This window comes from Bizionia myxarmorum, from assembly GCF_008086205.1.
GTDB classification, from domain to species: Bacteria; Bacteroidota; Bacteroidia; order Flavobacteriales; family Flavobacteriaceae; genus Algorimicrobium; species Algorimicrobium myxarmorum.
The window spans coordinates 1,756,118-1,771,377 of sequence record NZ_VSKK01000001.1 but is presented as its reverse complement, the minus strand read 5'-3'; the positions used below and the strand labels follow the sequence as shown (position 1 = coordinate 1,771,377).

Here is a 15,260-nt window from a genome sequence, read left to right as displayed (position 1 = left end):
TCATGAAGCTTTATAAGTCTCTTACTATCATAATTTTATGCCTTACTTTATCCTCTTGTGGCACCAATGTAAATGAAGCAAAAAAGGATATTTCTATCAAAACGAACGGTTTAAATGATGCTTTTACACTGGGTGATGCGCTAAAACTATCCCTTTTAAATCCAAAGAACCACGAAATAGGATCTGTATCATATACTTTAGATGGAAAAAGTATTAATGCATCTGAAACCATTCAAAATATGAAACTGGGCATTCATGAAGTATTAGCCTCTTTTAAATTGAATGGAGAATCTGCAAGCATTTCTAAAAATATCACTATTTTAAATAATCAAACGCCTAAAATTTACACTTATACAATTGTCAATGAATATCCGCATGATCAAACTTCCTATACGCAAGGATTAGAATTTCATAATGGTGAATTGTATGAAGGAACCGGCCAATACGGTGGATCTAAACTTCGAAAAGTAGATTATAAAACGGGTGAAATTTTAAAAAACATCAATTTATCCGATGAATATTTCGGCGAAGGCATTTCTATTCTTAATGATAAAATTTATCAATTAACATGGAAAAAAGGAACTGGGTTTGTTTATGATGTGAATACGTTTGAAAAAATCGGAAGTTTTAAATATGGTGAAAGTTTAGAAGGTTGGGGAATTTGCAATGATGGAACCAAATTATATAAGAGTGATGGCACCGAAAAAATCTGGACACTTAACCCAGAAACCCTAACGGAAGAAAGCTATATCCAAGCATATCACAATAAAGGAAAAGTAGTTGAATTGAATGAATTGGAATGGGTTGATGGAAAAATATATGCCAACCGTTGGAATAAAAATGGTGTGGCTATAATAAATCCTGTAAATGGTGCTGTTGAAGGTGTAATAGATTTTACACCCTTACATAATATGGTTACCAAACATCCAAAATTAGATGTATTAAACGGTATCGCTTACAATAAAGAAACCAAAACATTTTTTGTGACTGGTAAATATTGGGATAAATTATTTGAGGTTGAAATAACTGAAAAGTAGATTTCACAAGCTGAATTGACACGTTTACGCAATTCCCTTTTTAAATTAGTGTTTTCTTGTAGTTATTTGAACTATGAGAAAAGCACTAACCATAACCATTCCAGAGCCATGCCACGAAAACTGGAATAATATGTCGCCTAATGAAAAAGGGCGTTTCTGCAAGGCATGCGATAAAATCGTTCACGACTTCACGACTAAAACCAACGAGCAAATCGTTAAAACTATCATGGATCATGGACAAGTTTGCGGCCGATTTAAAACCAATCAACTTAATAAAGAATTAGTTTACAGCAGAAAAAGTAAAAATAGTTTTAGAACTATTCTCGCATCAGGATTTTTTTCAATGCTCACTTTTAGCAGCTATAGAAGTTTAGCACAAACAAAACCAGAAACCGTTCAAACGGATTCTATAAAAGCACCAAGTGTTTTGGGTAAACCAGCCGTGTCCATTTTACATTCCAATAAGATTTCTGGAACTATTCTAGATGAAACCAACCTACCGCTTCCAGGAGCAAATGTGGTTATCAAAAATAAAACTATAGGAACACAAACAGATTTTTATGGGAATTTTGAAATAGAAGCGAAAGTAGGTGATATAATTACTATTAGTTTTATTGGGTACGAAACGAAAGAAGTAACTGTTGCTCTAAATCAATCTTATAAATTCAGTTTAGATATAGATAGTGACGTTTTGGGTGGCATGGTTATTACTTCCTATGGCGCTTCATATTCAAAATCACCTTTAAGCCCTGCAAAATCGACTTACTCACCAACGGATGCCGAATTAGAAAAATCACGTATCAAAAAACTTAAGAGGAAAAATTACTTTGACTTTTATAAACGCAAGAATTAAAAGTGTGGATAAAGCGAAACTAGAATTAGCAATTTTAAATATTTTTGAATCATGAGAAAAGTACTAACTCTAAACATTCTAAAACCCTGCCATGAAAATTGGAATGAGATGTCGCCAAATGAAAAAGGACGATTTTGTCAATCCTGCAGTAAAACCGTTCAGGATTTCACGACTAAAACGGACGAACAAATCGTTAAAACTTATATGGATAATGGCCAGGTTTGCGGCCGATTTAGAACTAGTCAACTCAATAAAGAATTAGTTTACAGCAGAAAAGACAAAAACAGTTTCAGAACACTTTTGGCATCTGGATTTTTCTCTGTTCTAACTTTTAGCAGTTATAAAAGTTTAGCGCAAACAAAACCAGAAACGGTTCAAACAGATTCTATTAAAAATTTCAGTTCTAAAGGAAAAATAGCTAAACGCATTTTACCTAAATCCGCGATTTCCGGAACCGTTTTGGACGAAAATAAATTACCGCTACCCGGAACAAAAATCTTAATTAAAGGAACATCCATAAGCACAATAGCAGATTTTGATGGCTATTATAAAATAGAAGCTAAAAAAGACCAAACACTTATATTCTCCTTTCCAGGATATGATACACAAGAAATTATAATTCAAGGTCAAAAAATAATTAATTTGGAATTTACGCTTGGAGAATGGGATTGTGGTAACCTAATTGTTGCCGGATTCCCTTCTTATGATGTAGAAGCTGATTGTGAACGCATAAAACGAAAAGCAAAACGCAAAAATGCACGACAGGAAAAACGAGAGAAAATTAGAAATGGTGAATTAGAACGCAGTAAAATGGGGTCGTTTTTTTACAAAATATCACATCCTTTCAAAAAAGCAAAGTAACTTATTTTTTTTGCAGTACTTTTGAATATGCGAACATTTCAAACTACAATTCAAGTCGGTCAAGACGATATAGATGACCTAAACCATGTTAATAATGTGCGTTATGTGCAATGGGTGGAAGATGTAGCTAAATTACATTGGTTTACAAAAGCGCCTAAAGAAATTACTGATAATTTTTTGTGGATTATGTTATCCCATCATATTACCTATAAAAAACCCGCCTTTTTGGGTGACACTATTACACTAAAAACATACGTTCCACACTCGGAAGGCGTTACATGTACGCGTGTTGTTGAAATACTAAATGGTGACACACTTCTAGCAAAATCGGAAACTAAATGGGTTTATATGGATGGTAGCCGCATGAGACCAACCAGAATCACCGATGACATAAAAAACATATTTCTCTAATTTTTATGGCTTTCATACGAAATCATCAATTCAAAAGTTATATTTTTGGGCAAACTGATATCATTTTATGAAACGCGCATGCTCAATTTTTTCTCACTCAATGGAGTGAATATTAGCAAATAGCATGTGACATTTAAAAAACACTATAAATCAACACATGAAACGTATTATTTACTTTCTTTTTTGCCTTGGCTTTTTAATGCTTTGGAGTTCTTGTCGTAAAGATTTAGAATTTGCACCGAGTTCTGGAAATCTTGAATTTTCAAAAGACACGGTTTATTTGGACACGGTTTTCACCAACATCGGCTCTAGCACTTATAATTTAAAAGTCTACAATCGCAGCAATGATGATATCAGTATTCCAACTATTAAATTAGCTTTAGGAATCAATTCTGAATACCGTTTAAATGTAGATGGCATGTCAGGGAATTCCTTTGAAAACGTAGAAATTCTTGCCAAAGACAGCATGTTTATTTTTATTGAAACAACGATTGACATTACCAATTTACCTAATTCAGGTGAATTTTTATACACCGATAAAATTGTATTTGATACGGGATCGAACATGCAAAACGTGGATTTAGTAACGCTGGTGAAAGATGCTGTTTTTATATATCCTAATAAAAATCAATCAACCGGAATTGTCGAAACTTTAACCTTAAATATTGGCGGAGAAATTTTGGAAACCGAAATCCAAGGTCGTTATTTAGAAGCGACAGAATTAAATTTCACGAATCAAAAACCGTATGTTATTTATGGTTATGCCGCTGTTCCAAATGGCGAAACTTTAACGATAGATGCTGGCGCACGCGTTCATTTTCATGCCAATTCCGGTTTATTAGTTTCTGAAGGCGCTTCACTTCAAGTAAATGGCGCGTTTAGTACAGACCAAGAACTTTTAGAAAATGAAGTAATTTTTGAAGGCGATCGTTTAGAACCTGGATTTAGCAATGTGCCTGGTCAATGGGGAACTATTTGGTTATTTCAAGGAAGTATTAATAATTCCATTAATTATGCCACCATTAAAAATGCAGGTGTAGGCATTATAAGTGATAGCAATGCCGATGAAACGAATGCTAAATTAACCATTACTAATTCGCAAATTTACAACAGTAGTAACTTTGGAGTTTTAGGAAGAAACACCTCTATATCGGCAGAAAACGTCGTGATAAATAATTCCGGACAATCCTCTTTTGCCGGAACCGAAGGTGGGAAATATAATTTCACACATTGCACCATTGCTAACTACTGGAATAATGGTTTCCGCCAATTCCCTGCCCTACTTTTAAATAATTTCCGTGAAACAGAAAATTCGATCTTATTATTCGATTTAACAGAAGCTAATTTCAATAACTGTATTATTTATGGAAATGATAATCCTGAATTTATTTTGGATGAAGTAGCAGATCCTGGAAATATCTTCAATTTTAAATTCACGAATTCTTTAGTGCGTTTTCAAGATCAAAATAATAATTTTTCAGGCGCTAATTATGATTTTAGTAATAGCTTGCTTTATGAAAACACGCGCTTTAACAATAATCCTGATTTCAAAAACACGAATAAAAATGAATTAATAATTGGAGAAAATTCTGGAGCTATTAATATTGGTGCAAATCCTTTTTCAAATTCAGTACCAAATGATATTTTAAACGTAAACAGAACGTCTGCTCCAGATGCTGGTGCTTATCAGCATGCGGAATTTTAAAGTTTATATGAAAAAAATTATTTATGCCTTATTATGTTTGATGCTTATAGGTTGTAAAACAACTGATAGTACTTTAACTGAAACACTTCCCATTAACGGTTTTCAAAAAGGAGTAACAACAAAAAAAGCTAACTCATCTCTCTATATAAATGGATTTGAAAGCGCAAAAATCATTCATGATAAAGAGGGTTTGGCTGTAAGCGAATTACAATTTCATTATACTGCTACTACTGTTGAGACAAGTAAAGTCATGGTTAATAATTTCGGAGTATGGAAAAAGCGCAGACCATTTTATAGCGAAAAACATCAAGCTTTCGTTTGGGAAAATATCCAACTCTTAAAAAATACTTCAGAAAAATTTACGGTTATAACTGATGGTCATGAAGGTGACCGCATACTATTCTCTTCTATTATGGTTATAGATTCGGAAAACAAAGATTGTTTAGCTAAAGGACACAAATTGCGAGATGCTATAGTTATGTATTTTACTGAAGAACTTAAGAAAGAGCAATCATACGATTTAATGCAAAAAGCTTATAAAGAGTTTGATGAAGAATCAAAAACTAATTGATACCAGATTCTTCACTTCGTTCTGAATGACAACATAATATCAAAAAAAAAATCCTGCTTGAATTAAGCAGGATTTTTTTGTGTTATACAATTTTATCTGTCTTACACAAACAACGGTAAATGACTCATCATAGCATTTACTTTGTCGCTAATGGCCTCGAGTTTCGCATCATCTTCCCAGTTCATAATAACTTCATCAACTAAAGCTACAATAGCTTCCATATCCTTCTCTTTCAGGCCACGTGTTGTAATAGCTGGTGTTCCAATTCGGATTCCAGAAGTTACAAATGGGCTCTTATCATCAAAAGGAACCATGTTTTTGTTTACAGTGATATCAGCTTTCACCAATGCTTGTTCAGCATCTTTTCCTGTAATATTTTTATTACGCAAATCAATTAACATCATGTGGTTATCAGTTCCACCAGAAATAATATGGTAATCTCTTGCAACAAATGCTTTCGCCATAGCGGCTGCATTTTTCTTCACTTGTAGCATATAATGCATAAAGTCGTCCGTTAAAGCTTCACCAAAAGCAATAGCTTTAGCCGCAATAATATGTTCCAAAGGTCCTCCTTGGTTTCCTGGAAAAACACCTGAATCTAATAAAGATGACATTTTACGTAAATTGCCATTTTTCAAGGTTAAACCAAAAGGATTATTAAAATCCTCACCCATCATAATCATACCGCCACGAGGACCACGTAATGTTTTATGCGTAGTTGTAGTAATAATATGACAATGTGGTAAAGGATCATTTAAAATACCTTTAGCAATTAAACCAGCTGGATGTGAAATATCGCCTAATAATAAAGCGCCAACACTATCAGCAATTTCACGGAATCGTTTAAAATCCATATCACGAGAATATGCAGAAGCACCACAAATAATCATTTTAGGTTTTTCGCGTTCCGCAACTTCAGCTACATGATCATAATCTATTAAACCCGTTTCTTTCTTTACACCATAAAAAACAGGATTGTATAATTTCCCAGAAAAGTTAACAGGCGATCCATGGGTTAAATGCCCACCATGTGATAAATCGAAACCTAAAATAGTATCACCAGGTTTTAAACAAACTGAAAAAACAGCTGTATTTGCTTGACTTCCCGAGTGAGGTTGTACGTTTACATAAGCAGCACCAAATAAGGTTTTTGCTCTATCAATGGCTAATTGCTCCACTTCATCTACTACTTCACATCCGCCATAATAGCGTTTACCAGGATAACCTTCAGCGTATTTGTTGGTTAAAACAGAACCTGCAGCTTCCATAACTTGGTCACTAACAAAATTTTCTGATGCAATTAATTCAATACCATGAAGCTGTCTTTGTTTTTCGGCTTCTATCAATTCAAAAATCTGTTCGTCGCGTTGCATAAATTTTAGTTATTGTTGAATAGATTGCAAAAATAAGAAATACATTAGTTTAATACATCAAAAAACATATATTTACTATGCCTTCTTAATTATTATAAAAGGTTAAAGAATTCCTATATTTTCTGCGTTATATTAGTATAAAAACGAAAAGTTATGTAGGTTTGAATAGAATTTTTACAAACAAAAAACCACAACTAGTTATGCCAATAACAGCTAACAATCCAGACAGAAAATCTTGGTTACACGTCGATAAAAACTCCGATTTTCCAATTCAAAACATTCCTTTTGGTGTGTTTTTAACACGTGACGATATTATTACCATCGGAACACGAATTGGTGACACTGCCATAGATTTAGGTGCTTTGCATCAATTAGGATATTTTGAAGGAATACCTTTAACAGACGATATTTTTTTACAAGATACTCTTAACGATTTTATTGCAGACGGCAGAAAAACGTGGCGTTTAGTTAGAGATCGTATTGCAGATATTTTTGATGCTGATAATGAGACCTTAAAAGATAATAAAAAAAATAAAGAAGTCGTTCTTTTTCGTTTAGATGAAATTGAAATGCAATTACCGGTTCAAATTGGTGATTATACTGATTTCTATTCAAGTATTGAACACGCTACCAATGTTGGAACCATGTTTCGCGATCCAGAAAATGCTTTAATGCCAAACTGGTTGCATATTCCGGTAGGATATCATGGTAGAAGTTCGTCTATTATTCCTTCGGGAATTCCAATTCACAGACCTCAAGGACAAACCTTACCAGCTGGAAGCGATACGCCTATTTTTGGACCAAGTAAATTGATAGATTTCGAATTAGAAATGGCTTTTATTACTACTGCCGCAAATGATTTGGGTGAACCGATTCCTATTGCTGAAGCAGAAGAATATATTTTCGGACTCGTTTTATTTAACGACTGGTCAGCTCGCGATATCCAAAAATGGGAATATGTACCATTAGGACCTTTCTTGGCTAAAAGTTTCGCATCGTCCATTTCACCATGGATTGTAACACTTGATGCTTTGGAACCTTACCGTGTTGAAAGTCCGAAACCATTAAAACCACAGTTAAAATATTTACAATATAAGGGCAAAAAGAGTTACGATATTAAATTAGAAGTTGCTATTAAGCCAAAAACAGCTAAAGAAACCGTTGTGAGTAAATCCAATTTCAAATATATGTATTGGAATATGGTGCAGCAGTTAGCACATCATACCGTAAATGGTTGCCCTGTAAATTCAGGTGATATGATGGGAAGTGGAACTATTTCAGGTTCTACGCCAGATTCTTTAGGTTCTATGTTAGAACTAACATGGCGCGGCGAAAGACCTATTACTTTAAAAGATGGTACCGAGCGAAAATTTATCAATGATCACGATACCGTTATTATGCGTGGACATTGTGAAAAAGACGGTACTCGTATTGGATTTGGTGAAGTTTCCACAGAACTTTTACCTGTATTTATTCCGAAAAAGAAGTAAGTAAAAACTATAATTTCTAAATATAAAAAAGCCCACAAGATTAATTCTTGTGGGCTTCTTAATTCGACTATTACGCAAAACGCTGCAAATCCATGTCGTTTATTCCACCATGGCTAGCATGTGCAACGGAAACACCATTCTTAATAATCAGTATTTGAGGCGATTCATGCATAACTTGAAACTTATAGCCAGTTTCATTACTGACATCTCTGTAATTCAGTAAGTCCAAATAATATAAATCTACAGGTAAATCCATGTCATAATCTGAAACAAATTGTTTCATCGCCATTTTACTAATTCCACATCGGGTAGAATGTTTAAATATAATCTGTGTTTTTATTTTAGATTTTTCAGAAATATCATCCAATTGTGACACGGTCGTTAATGCCTTCCATGGTAATAACTTTTCTTCTTTAGGTTCACTAGAACCTCCAAATAATTTATTTATAAAACTCATCCTTTATCTATTCTAAAAATTGTATATTAAAGGTAGTCGAAAGTAATTAATAATTCTTACAAACTGACTAAAAGACATGATCTCATTAGCTTTAGCTGACTTTTTGTCTCTAAAAATAAACTGGTTAGATTTTTGAATTATGGTTAGCGTACACAACTAAAATGAATAACTAAAAAGAGATTGACGCTAACGCGAAACACACACATATTATGAATTTCAATAACTACACAATTAAATCACAGGAAGCCATTCAGCAAGCCCAGCAGCTTGCTCAAGGTTTTGGACATCAACAAATTGAAAACGAGCACATTTTTAAAGCGCTTTTTAATGTGGATGAAAATGTTTTACCATTCATACTTAAAAAATTGAATGTGAATATTTCCATATTGCAACAGACTTTAGATAAACAATTAGAAAGTTATCCTAAAGTTTCTGGAGGCGAAATAATGCTATCTCGTGAAGCCAATAAAACGCTAACTGAAGCTTCGGTAATAGCTAAAAAAATGACCGATGAATATGTGTCAATCGAACATTTAATATTGGCCATTTTCAAATCGACTAGTAAAATTTCACAAATGCTAAAAGATCAGGGCGTTTCTGAAAAACATTTAAAAGCAGCCATTGAGGAATTGCGCCAAGGCGATCGTGTTACGTCTCAAAGTCAAGAGGAAACGTATAATTCGCTGAACAAATACGCTAAAAACCTCAACCAATTAGCCAAAGATGGAAAATTGGATCCCGTTATTGGTCGTGATGAAGAAATAAGACGAATCCTTCAAATTTTATCCCGAAGAACTAAAAATAACCCCATTTTAGTTGGTGAACCTGGAACTGGTAAAACAGCAATTGCTGAAGGTTTAGCACATCGAATTGTAGATGGTGATATTCCAGAAAACTTAATAGACAAACAAATTTATGCTCTAGATATGGGCGCTTTAATTGCAGGAGCCAAATATAAAGGTGAATTCGAAGAGCGACTAAAAGCCGTGATCAAAGAAGTAACTTCTAGTGAAGGCGATATTGTTCTTTTTATTGACGAAATCCACACATTAGTTGGTGCAGGTGGCGGTCAAGGCGCTATGGATGCAGCCAATATTTTAAAACCAGCCTTGGCTAGAGGGGAATTGCGAGCTATTGGAGCTACCACTTTAGATGAATATCAAAAGTATTTTGAAAAAGATAAAGCTTTAGAGCGTCGTTTTCAAAAAGTTATGGTAGATGAGCCTGATACGGAAAGTGCCATTTCGATACTTCGTGGTATTAAAGAAAAGTATGAAACGCATCATAAAGTTCGAATAAAAGATGAAGCTATTATTGGCGCTGTAGAATTGTCTGAACGTTATATTACCAACAGATTCTTGCCAGATAAAGCCATTGATTTAATGGATGAAGCCGCTGCAAAATTGCGTATGGAAATCAATTCTAAACCAGAAGAACTGGATGTTTTAGACAGAAAAGTGATGCAGTTGGAAATTGAAATTGAAGCTATAAAGCGTGAAAAAGATGAAACGAAGTTAAAATCCTTACGTGCCGATTTAGCCAATTTAAAAGAAGACAGAAACGAGCTTAATGCGAAATGGAGAAGCGAAAAAGAAGTCGTTGATAATATTCAAACGGCCAAATCTGATATTGAAAATTTCAAACTAGAAGCGGAACGCGCAGAACGCGATGGTGATTACGGAAAAGTAGCAGAAATTCGTTATGGAAAAATTCAAGAAGCTCAAGAACGCTTAGAAACCCTTCAAAAAGATTTAAAGGCTAATCAAAGTGAAAGTTCTTTAATTAAGGAAGAAGTTACTTATGAAGATATTGCCGAAGTTGTAGCCAAATGGACGGGAATTCCAATCACCAAAATGTTGCAAACTGATCGCGAAAAACTTTTAAAACTTGAAGACGAATTGCATAAACGCGTTGTTGGACAAGAGGAAGCTATTATTGCCGTAAGTGATGCTGTAAGACGGTCACGTGCTGGATTACAAAACCCACAAAAACCAATTGGAACCTTTTTATTCTTGGGAACTACGGGCGTTGGTAAAACAGAATTAGCAAAAGCATTAGCCGAATATTTATTTGATGATGAAGCGGCTTTAACCCGAATTGATATGAGTGAATATCAAGAACGTCATGCAGTAAGTAGACTTATTGGAGCACCTCCGGGATATGTTGGTTATGATGAAGGTGGCCAATTAACGGAAGCCGTTAGACGCAAACCATATTCAGTTGTTTTATTAGATGAAATTGAAAAAGCACATCCGGATACTTTTAATATATTATTGCAAGTACTGGATGAAGGCCATTTAACAGACAATAAAGGACGCCTAGCCGATTTCAAAAACACTATTATAATCATGACATCCAATATGGGAAGTCAAATAATTCAAGAGAAATTTGAAGCAACAAAAGATGTTGATTCCGCAATGGAAATGGCAAAAATTGAAGTTCTTGGTTTATTAAAACAATCTGTGAGACCCGAATTTTTAAATCGAATAGACGATACTATTATGTTTACGCCTTTAACAAAGGACAATATTACAGAAATTGTAGGTTTGCAGTTAAAAGGCATTACAAAAATGATAGGCAAACAAGGAATAACATTTGATGCCACGCCAGAAGCTATTGCGTATTTAGCGCAAAAAGGATACAATCCAGAATATGGCGCTAGACCCGTAAAACGCGTGATTCAGAAAGAGGTTTTAAATGAATTAAGTAAAGAAATTCTTTCTGGAAAAGTAACAACGGATAGTATAATTTTGTTGGATGCCTTTGATGATCAGTTGGTTTTTAGAAATAAAGGCCATTTGATTACGGAGTAATGCTAAAGTTACGTTAAAGCTATACTAAATACCATTAAAGACCGTTTTCATAAATAGGTTGGTTAGTTAGTTAGTTTGAAAAAAGCAATACAAATCTCGAATTCAAGATGCGTATTGCTTTTTTGTGATTTTAATTTATATCACTTCTCTTTTCGTAACCTGCAAGATCTCCATGTCCGACTATAAATAGAGTCTATACAAGGAAAACTTTATTTTCCACAATTTCTTCAAAACATAAAAATCTACTTAAGGCTTATAAAATTATTACGTTGTTTAATAACTTATTTTTAATAATTTAACCTGAACTTCAAATTTTTCTGAAATAAAAGACCTAGTTTCAACCAAAATCAGTTTCTCTCATGAGCATATTTCATTATTACAATTTACCAGGTGCAGAATTTTTTGTTTTTGACGATTTTCTAATCTGTCAGGTAAAAGAAGGTATGGAAATTCAGCCTGGACATAATGAAAGTTTAGAAGAGGTTATTCAAAAGCATTTTCAAGGTAAAAATATTGGTTACATATCTAATCGGGTCAAATCTTATTCCGTAGATCCATTAATTTATGTTGAAACAGAGAAAATCCCCAATCTACTTGCTATTGCCATGATTCCTGAAACGGAAATTATGAGAAGTAACGCCGAGTTTGAAAAGAATTTCTATGATAAACCCTATGAAATTTTCGATAATTTAAGCAATGCTATCGCTTGGGTTCATGGTATTGTTAAAAAAGCCAATCTTTAAAAACATGCAAATTAATTTGCAAATTTCTTCTGATTATGTGGGTTGAATAAATTTGAGTTTATCTTTTTTTATAAGCTTAAATCCTTTTTCAAAAGTCTTTAGATAATCCTAGGCCATCATGAAGCTATGTTATAATTAAATACCTAAAACTTTAATGAACACTCTTAAAAAGTTTGGATTCTCACTAATAAAATATTAAAATATCGAGTAGGTTTAAAAATCTGCTAAATTTTTTATAAAGTTTCATAATAAATATCAAAAAACTGACGGTTAATCGTATTTTTACCACAACTTAACCTATTTATTATACTTATGGATATTAACAATTATATTGATCATACGCTGCTCAAACCGAGTGCAACCCAAAAAGATATTAGAACATTATGTGAAGAAGCTAGGAAACACCGTTTCTATAGTGTTTGTGTTAACGGATTTTATGTACCTTTAGCAAAAGAGCTTCTATCTAAATCCAGTGTTAAAATTTGTGCTGTAGTTGGCTTTCCTTTAGGTGCATCCGCTACAGAAGTAAAAGTTTTTGAAGCTGAAAAAGCTGTGGAGCAAGGTGCAGATGAAATTGACATGGTTATCAATATCGGCATGTTAAAAAGTAAGAATTACGTCAATGTTTACACAGACATTCGAGACGTGAAAGTAGCCATAGGATCTAAAATACTGAAAGTGATTATAGAGATTAGTGAATTATCAAAAAACGAAATTATAAAAGCTTGTCAAATTTGTTTGGATGCCAAAGCGGATTTTATAAAAACCTCAACTGGGTTTTCAAAAAGCGGCGCCACTTTAACGGCTGTTAAAATGATTCGGAAAACAGTAAAAGATGCAGCAAAAATTAAAGCATCAGGCGGAATTCGCACATTAGAAATGGCGAAAAAATATATTGAAGCTGGTGTTGACCGAATTGGCGCATCGGCAGGTGTAGCCATGATGGAAGAGCTTGAAAAGAAAAAATAAATAATATATCATATTATGAGTGTACATATAGAAGCCAAAAAAGGTGAAATTGCAGAAACCATATTATTACCAGGAGACCCTTTACGTGCTAAATGGATTGCTGAAACCTTTTTAGAAAACCCTAAATGCTTCAATAAAGTCAGAAATATGTTTGGTTACACGGGTACTTTTAATGGTAAACCAATTTCTGTTATGGGAACAGGAATGGGCGTTCCAAGCATTTCTATTTACGCTCATGAGTTGATTACAGAATATGGTGTAAAAAACCTAATTCGCGTTGGTAGTGCGGGATCTTACCAAGAACATGTTAAGATTCGCGATATCGTTTTAGCTATGGCGGCATCTTCAAATTCCGGTGTGAACGAACTCCGTTTTGGCGGAGCAGATTTTGCACCAACTGCCGATTTCACCTTATTTCAAAAAGCTGTAGAAGTAGCCAAATCTAAAAACATTGCGCTTAAAGCAGGAAACGTATTTACTTCAGATGAGTTTTATACGGATAATAAAGAGGCTTATAAAAAATGGTCTAAATTCGGCGTGCTTTGCGTAGAAATGGAAACGGCAGGATTATATACGGTTGCTGCAAAACATGGCGCTAATGCATTGACCATTTTAACCATTTCAGATTCATTAGTTACTGGAGAACGCACCACAAGTTTGGAACGTGAAACGACCTTTAAAGATATGATCAAGATTGCTTTAGAATTAGCTTAAATTCTTAAAAACGGACACTTATGAAATTTTTGCTACCACTTTGCTTTATTACCATTTTAGGATTATCCAGCTGTACGCAAAAATCAGACGATAAAGCTTTGACAACGCTCTATTTCATTCGCCACGCGGAAAAAGATCGGAGTAATTCTGAAAATAAGAATCCTCATTTAACAGAAACCGGTCTTGCTAGAGCTGCATATTGGGCAGACGTTTTTCAATCGGTAAAATTTGATGCCATTTATACCACCAATTACAAACGAACTATAGAAACGGGTTTGCCAACAGCCCAAAACAATAATCTGGAAATACAGTTTTACGATGGAGATCTTTTAGATGCAGATAAAATGCTAAAAGAAAACAAGGGAAACAATGTCTTAATAGTCGGCCACAGCGATACCACACCAAAATTTGTAAATAAATTTTTAGGCATTGAAAGTTATCAGGAAATTGACGACTCCAATAATAGTAATTTATACATTATTACCATATCTGATAATTTGGTTACGGATTTATTGCTGACGTTGAACCCATAATAATAGTCTCTAACTTAATTTCAGAAAGTAATTTAAGTTCCTTTTTTTCAAACAAATCATCTAAATCTTCCACTGAAATACCTTCTATTTCTGGTTTGTAGTTATTGTAATCAACAAAGCGCAAACCATCTACAAAGCGCTCATTAAAAGCTTCTCGGAAACGGTAGCCCGTTCCATCTTCTTCTTTATAAGAATAAGCCAGATAATCAACTTTAAAGGTTTCTGTTTGAATCCAATATACAAATTCGTCTTCAAAATCTTCGCCGCCTCCTTCTTCTTTAAACGTCACTTTTATTTTATGATAAGGTTTGTTGCTAATGGTGACAACGCCAAGCAATTTCTTTTTAACCGCATCAGATTCTAAACCATAAGGCAACACCGAAAAGTAATGCACAGAATTTACAGAAGCGCTTAAAACATTAGCTATTGAATCAGCAAGTTCAACTTTTTCCTTGTTTATAAAACGTTCAAAACCATCATTAGTAACAACATCTTCAATGAAACCAAGGGAGTCTTGTTGGAACTCTCTAGAGATAGAAAACATGCCGTTATTTCTACTTGCACGATATAATTTATCTCGAAACTTAAAAGAATAATTAGCAGAATCAAATTTTTCACCACCTGAAACCGTTATAGACTTGTTGATGATTTCTTCAGCCGTTAATTTGGTCGTTTTATTTTCACAACTCGTTAAAATTAAGATTAAAAAAAATGCGCTTAAATACTTCAT

At 33.9% G+C, this 15,260-nt stretch carries 15 protein-coding genes; 12 read left to right on the top strand and 3 right to left on the bottom strand.

Translation table 11 applies throughout. The annotated features are described in order from the left end of the window. Positions 1–2: 2 nt before the first annotated feature. From ES674_RS08095 to ES674_RS08070, 6 genes are all read left to right on the top strand, one after another. Complete coding sequence (locus tag ES674_RS08095) at positions 3–1,037, top strand: glutaminyl-peptide cyclotransferase (RefSeq protein WP_148403432.1); 1,035 nt, start codon at positions 3–5, stop codon at positions 1,035–1,037. Positions 1,038–1,110: 73 nt separating this feature from the next. Next, positions 1,111–1,890, top strand: a complete 780-nt coding sequence (locus tag ES674_RS08090; protein ID WP_148403431.1) for a carboxypeptidase-like regulatory domain-containing protein — start codon at positions 1,111–1,113, stop codon at positions 1,888–1,890. Positions 1,891–1,941: 51 nt separating this feature from the next. Next, positions 1,942–2,751: a carboxypeptidase-like regulatory domain-containing protein gene (locus ES674_RS08085; protein ID WP_246125990.1), complete on the top strand. Its 810-nt coding sequence runs from the start codon at positions 1,942–1,944 to the stop codon at positions 2,749–2,751. A gap of 27 nt (positions 2,752–2,778) precedes the next feature. Next, entirely contained in the window at positions 2,779–3,162 is a 384-nt protein-coding gene (locus ES674_RS08080; protein ID WP_148403430.1) for an acyl-CoA thioesterase, read from the top strand. 157 nt (positions 3,163–3,319) lie between these two features. Beyond that, positions 3,320–4,867 (top strand): hypothetical protein, encoded by a 1,548-nt coding sequence (locus tag ES674_RS08075; protein WP_148403429.1) that lies wholly within the window; start codon positions 3,320–3,322, stop codon positions 4,865–4,867. 7 nt (positions 4,868–4,874) lie between these two features. After that, positions 4,875–5,438 carry a hypothetical protein gene (locus ES674_RS08070; RefSeq protein WP_148403428.1) on the top strand — a complete coding sequence of 188 codons (564 nt, stop codon included), beginning with the start codon at positions 4,875–4,877 and terminating at the stop codon, positions 5,436–5,438. Positions 5,439–5,539: 101 nt separating this feature from the next. Here the strand turns inward: ES674_RS08070 and glyA are convergent, their stop codons facing one another. Continuing rightward, complete coding sequence (gene glyA, locus ES674_RS08065; protein WP_148403427.1) at positions 5,540–6,811, bottom strand: serine hydroxymethyltransferase; 1,272 nt, start codon at positions 6,809–6,811, stop codon at positions 5,540–5,542. Between the two features lie 200 nt (positions 6,812–7,011). On the opposite strand from glyA, the gene fahA reads away from it, so the two are divergent. After that, on the top strand, positions 7,012–8,301 hold the full coding sequence (gene fahA / locus ES674_RS08060; RefSeq protein WP_148403426.1) for a fumarylacetoacetase: 1,290 nt from the start codon (positions 7,012–7,014) through the stop codon (positions 8,299–8,301). Positions 8,302–8,371: 70 nt separating this feature from the next. On the opposite strand, the gene ytxJ is transcribed toward fahA, so the two are convergent. Further along, entirely contained in the window at positions 8,372–8,758 is a 387-nt protein-coding gene (gene ytxJ, locus ES674_RS08055) for a bacillithiol system redox-active protein YtxJ (RefSeq protein WP_148403425.1), read from the bottom strand. A gap of 209 nt (positions 8,759–8,967) precedes the next feature. On the opposite strand from ytxJ, the gene clpB reads away from it, so the two are divergent. From clpB to ES674_RS08030, 5 genes are all read left to right on the top strand, one after another. Beyond that, positions 8,968–11,571, top strand: a complete 2,604-nt coding sequence (clpB, locus tag ES674_RS08050; protein ID WP_148403424.1) for an ATP-dependent chaperone ClpB — start codon at positions 8,968–8,970, stop codon at positions 11,569–11,571. Positions 11,572–11,930: 359 nt separating this feature from the next. Continuing rightward, complete coding sequence (locus tag ES674_RS08045; RefSeq protein WP_148403423.1) at positions 11,931–12,314, top strand: hypothetical protein; 384 nt, start codon at positions 11,931–11,933, stop codon at positions 12,312–12,314. A gap of 312 nt (positions 12,315–12,626) precedes the next feature. Further along, on the top strand, positions 12,627–13,283 hold the full coding sequence (gene deoC / locus ES674_RS08040; RefSeq protein ID WP_148403422.1) for a deoxyribose-phosphate aldolase: 657 nt from the start codon (positions 12,627–12,629) through the stop codon (positions 13,281–13,283). 15 nt (positions 13,284–13,298) lie between these two features. After that, positions 13,299–13,997, top strand: coding sequence for a purine-nucleoside phosphorylase (gene deoD, locus ES674_RS08035; protein ID WP_148403421.1), 699 nt, complete (start codon positions 13,299–13,301; stop codon positions 13,995–13,997). A gap of 20 nt (positions 13,998–14,017) precedes the next feature. Further along, positions 14,018–14,530, top strand: coding sequence for a phosphoglycerate mutase family protein (locus tag ES674_RS08030; protein ID WP_148403420.1), 513 nt, complete (start codon positions 14,018–14,020; stop codon positions 14,528–14,530). On the opposite strand, the gene ES674_RS08025 is transcribed toward ES674_RS08030, so the two are convergent. Further along, positions 14,499–15,260, bottom strand: a complete 762-nt coding sequence (locus ES674_RS08025; protein ID WP_148403419.1) for a DUF6503 family protein — start codon at positions 15,258–15,260, stop codon at positions 14,499–14,501. The two genes, ES674_RS08030 and ES674_RS08025, sit on opposite strands and share 32 nt — an antisense overlap.

Excerpts from the sequence above, each read along its gene's own strand:
- ES674_RS08095 (WP_148403432.1), top strand. The coding sequence starts at position 3 with ATGAAGCTTTATAAGTCTCTTACTATCATAATTTTATGCCTTACTTTA.
- ES674_RS08090 (WP_148403431.1), top strand. The coding sequence starts at position 1,111 with ATGAGAAAAGCACTAACCATAACCATTCCAGAGCCATGCCACGAAAAC.
- ES674_RS08085 (WP_246125990.1), top strand. The coding sequence starts at position 1,942 with ATGAGAAAAGTACTAACTCTAAACATTCTAAAACCCTGCCATGAAAAT.
- ES674_RS08080 (WP_148403430.1), top strand. The coding sequence starts at position 2,779 with ATGCGAACATTTCAAACTACAATTCAAGTCGGTCAAGACGATATAGAT.
- ES674_RS08075 (WP_148403429.1), top strand. The coding sequence starts at position 3,320 with ATGAAACGTATTATTTACTTTCTTTTTTGCCTTGGCTTTTTAATGCTT.
- ES674_RS08070 (WP_148403428.1), top strand. The coding sequence starts at position 4,875 with ATGAAAAAAATTATTTATGCCTTATTATGTTTGATGCTTATAGGTTGT.
- glyA (WP_148403427.1), bottom strand. The coding sequence starts at position 6,811 with ATGCAACGCGACGAACAGATTTTTGAATTGATAGAAGCCGAAAAACAA.
- fahA (WP_148403426.1), top strand. The coding sequence starts at position 7,012 with ATGCCAATAACAGCTAACAATCCAGACAGAAAATCTTGGTTACACGTC.
- ytxJ (WP_148403425.1), bottom strand. The coding sequence starts at position 8,758 with ATGAGTTTTATAAATAAATTATTTGGAGGTTCTAGTGAACCTAAAGAA.
- clpB (WP_148403424.1), top strand. The coding sequence starts at position 8,968 with ATGAATTTCAATAACTACACAATTAAATCACAGGAAGCCATTCAGCAA.
- ES674_RS08045 (WP_148403423.1), top strand. The coding sequence starts at position 11,931 with ATGAGCATATTTCATTATTACAATTTACCAGGTGCAGAATTTTTTGTT.
- deoC (WP_148403422.1), top strand. The coding sequence starts at position 12,627 with ATGGATATTAACAATTATATTGATCATACGCTGCTCAAACCGAGTGCA.
- deoD (WP_148403421.1), top strand. The coding sequence starts at position 13,299 with ATGAGTGTACATATAGAAGCCAAAAAAGGTGAAATTGCAGAAACCATA.
- ES674_RS08030 (WP_148403420.1), top strand. The coding sequence starts at position 14,018 with ATGAAATTTTTGCTACCACTTTGCTTTATTACCATTTTAGGATTATCC.
- ES674_RS08025 (WP_148403419.1), bottom strand. The coding sequence starts at position 15,260 with ATGAAGTATTTAAGCGCATTTTTTTTAATCTTAATTTTAACGAGTTGT.